The 2,740-nt window shown below is 65.8% G+C and carries 4 protein-coding genes and 1 pseudogene; all 5 read left to right on the top strand.

The features are described 5' to 3' along the window. Window positions 1-93: 93 nt before the first annotated feature. Complete coding sequence (locus D3874_RS27760) at window positions 94-981, top strand: M24 family metallopeptidase (protein WP_117290638.1); 888 nt, start codon at window positions 94-96, stop codon at window positions 979-981. Continuing rightward, window positions 978-1,358 (top strand): hypothetical protein, encoded by a 381-nt coding sequence (locus tag D3874_RS27755; RefSeq protein WP_117290640.1) that lies wholly within the window; start codon window positions 978-980, stop codon window positions 1,356-1,358. The genes D3874_RS27760 and D3874_RS27755 overlap by 4 nt, the downstream gene beginning before the upstream one ends. 44 nt (window positions 1,359-1,402) lie before the next feature. Beyond that, the gene (locus tag D3874_RS27750) at window positions 1,403-1,663 is read left to right on the top strand and encodes a hypothetical protein (RefSeq protein ID WP_147385893.1); all 261 of its coding nucleotides are present in this window, start codon (window positions 1,403-1,405) and stop codon (window positions 1,661-1,663) included. A gap of 316 nt (window positions 1,664-1,979) precedes the next feature. Further along, on the top strand, window positions 1,980-2,198 hold the full coding sequence (locus D3874_RS27745) for a CPBP family intramembrane glutamic endopeptidase (RefSeq protein WP_119782916.1): 219 nt from the start codon (window positions 1,980-1,982) through the stop codon (window positions 2,196-2,198). A 184-nt stretch (window positions 2,199-2,382) separates the two neighbouring features. Next, a pseudogene (locus D3874_RS32335) lies at window positions 2,383-2,740 on the top strand (SDR family NAD(P)-dependent oxidoreductase); the annotation flags it as partial.

Here is a 2,740-nt window from a genome sequence, read left to right as displayed (position 1 = left end):
GAACTCGGGCAGTTCCTGCGCCGGCACCTGAACGGCCACGTGCTGGTGTAGCGCAGGCCACTCCTCCTCATCGCCAAGCGAGAACACTCCATCATGTCTGTCGAATCGGGAATGCGTCCTGGCCTCTATGCGGGGCATCGATTTCTGGGCTGGCTGTCCGGCGTCAACGCGAGCGCTGCCGAGCGGCCCCGGCCCGTGGACGTCGAAGGGTTTCGCGCAGCCCAGCGCCTGGCCTATGACTGCGTCGTCGCGGTCGGCAAGGAAATGCAGGAGGGCGACTCGGAACTGGAGGTCACTGAACGTCTGCAAGCCTGGCTCGATGCGCATGGAGCGCCGAACTTCCTGCATCGTCCGTTCGCCTGGTTCGGCGAGCACAGCCGCTTCTCCGGCTACGACAGCTTCCACGACTTCCATCCCGGCGACCGCAGGCTGAAGGCAACGGACATCGCGATCCTGGACGTGTCGCCCATCGTCAACGGATACATCGGTGACGTCGGCTATACCCTGAGCCTGTCGGCCTCGCCAGCGCTGCGCAAGGCACAGCGCCTCCTGCGAGAGCTGCGCGAGGAAATACCCGGTTTGTTCATGTCCAGCCGCAGCACCGCGCAGATCTGGCAGGCGGTCGATCGCCGGATCGCCGATGCCGGATACACGAATTGTCACGCCCTGTACCCGCTCAGCGTGCTCGGCCACCGCGTCTACCACGTGACCGAGTCGAAGGACAGCGGCCTGCGACTGCCGCTGCGCAGGTTCGGGGTGAACTGGTTCAGCGCCACCGCCCAGCGTGCCTTCCTCTCGCACGGCCTCTTCAAGGAAGTGCTCAATCCCGATCATCGCGGCAGCAAGCTCGGGCTATGGGCCATCGAGCCGCACGTGGGAGGAGCGGGCTTCGGTGCGAAGTTCGAGGAAATCCTGGTGGTGGAGGATGGCCGCGCCTACTGGCTCGATGACGAAGTTCCGCACCTGAGAAATATCGCATGACGACCTGGCTGAAGTTTGTCGCTGTTTCCATGTTCCTCGGCGTCCTCGTGGAAATCCTGGCGCGCGCGCTGCGTCTGTGGGTCTACACGCCGCCGCGCATGGTGGCAGTCAACGTCCTGGTCACCGTCGGGCTGCTGTTCGGCACGCTCGCCTGGCTGACCCAGGGCAGCGCCCTGCCGGTCCAGTTCCTGTGCGGCGCGATCATCGGCATCGCCTATGAGGCGCTGAATTTCGCCGGGCTGAACGCCTGGACCTTCCCCGGCAACAGGCTCGGGCCCCTGAAAGGCCGGACGGCCTTGACGATCGGAGTGGGCATGGCCTGGGGCCTGTATCCTGTGCTGGCCACGCTGCTGGTCCGCTTCCTGGCGCGACCGTGATCCCGATCCGCCCTTCCCAACTCAGGTCGCCCACGGTCCGCACCGTGGCGAGCCTGATCTGGAACGCCTTTGCCGGGCCCCTCCGCGATCCGAAAGGGCTGCTCCTGGGCAGCGCGATCGTTGCCCTCATGCTCTGGGGCTATCACGGCAATCTCGAACTGCTGGGGATGCTGTGGGACGGGTGGGCCGGACCGGGCAGCGACCCATCGGCACGCGCGAGGATCATCCCGGGGATTGCCTGGGATCAGGAGTGGCTGAGTTTCTGGGCAGGCGCCCTGCTGGTCGTCGGAATCCCGCGATCATGATCCGATACGTGTTCAAGTTGCCGCTGCGCGAGTTCGGGCTCGGCCTGCCGCCGCGCGGCCTCCGCAGGCTCGCATTGATGACGGCGGCCGTACTTTTCGTCGCCTCTTTCGGCGCGTTCTACCAGTATGGCAACGACCCGGCCATGGCCTCGACGTATCCGTTCTTCCGCGACTTCGATGGAGTCGGCCAGTTCGTGGTCTACGAGCTGGGGTACCTGCCGTTCTTCCTGGCGATCGAGTTCATCTTCCGCGGCTACCTGCTCTTCGGCCTGTACCTGCTGCCGACTGGCCAGGCCCCGCGGGCAATGCCGGCGGGATGGGGCAGCGCTATCCCCTCGACTGGCGGATCCTGGTCCCGATGCTCGCCTACACGGCCTGGCACCTCGGCAAGCCGCTGCCGGAGCTGTGGGGTACGCTGTTCTGGGGCCCGGCCGCCAGTGCGATCGTGCTCGCGACGCGCTCGATCTGGCCGGTCGTCATCGTCCACTGGCTGCTCAACGTGTGGATGGACCTCGTCATCTGGCAACAGTGGTAGGAACCCATCGGAAACTTCATGAACGCATCCATTCGTCCTTCTCACAAACCCGGTCGCACGCTGATCACCGGAGCCTCCTCGGGCATCGGCGCCGAGTTCGCCCGGACCTTCGCCGGCATGGGCACAGCCTGATCCTGGTCGCACGTCGTGCCGACAAGCTCGAAGCCCTGGCGCAAGGACTGCGGCAGCAGTACGGATCGCGGTCGAAGTCATCCCGCAGGACCTCGGCCAGGCCGGGGCCGCCGAGCAGCTGCATCGGGAGGTCACGCAGCGCGGACTGGCGGTCGATATCCTGGTCAACAACGCGGGCCTGCTTTTCCGTGGCACATTCCCGGAAACCAGGCTGGCGGAGCAGCAGGCCCTGCTCCAGCTCAATATCACCGTGCTGACGGAACTGACGCATCTCTTCCTGCCGGCCATGGTCGAGCGCGGCCACGGCCGTGTCCTCAACCTTGCGTCCAGCGCGGCGTTCCAGCCGCTGCCATGGACCGCCACCTATGCGGCGAGCAAGGCCTACGTGCTGTCGTTCTCCGAAGCGCTGT

The sequence above is a fragment of the Oleomonas cavernae genome, from assembly GCF_003590945.1.
Lineage (GTDB): Bacteria > Pseudomonadota > Alphaproteobacteria > Zavarziniales > Zavarziniaceae > Zavarzinia > Zavarzinia cavernae.
The sequence above is the reverse complement of the archived record's forward strand: the minus strand, read 5'-3'. Positions and strand labels throughout refer to the sequence as shown.

Bases quoted from the DNA above. Each gene is read 5' to 3' on its own strand.
- D3874_RS27755 (WP_117290640.1), top strand. From the start codon at position 978: ATGACGACCTGGCTGAAGTTTGTCGCTGTTTCCATGTTCCTCGGCGTC.
- D3874_RS27745 (WP_119782916.1), top strand. From the start codon at position 1,980: ATGGGGCAGCGCTATCCCCTCGACTGGCGGATCCTGGTCCCGATGCTC.
- D3874_RS27760 (WP_117290638.1), top strand. From the start codon at position 94: ATGTCTGTCGAATCGGGAATGCGTCCTGGCCTCTATGCGGGGCATCGA.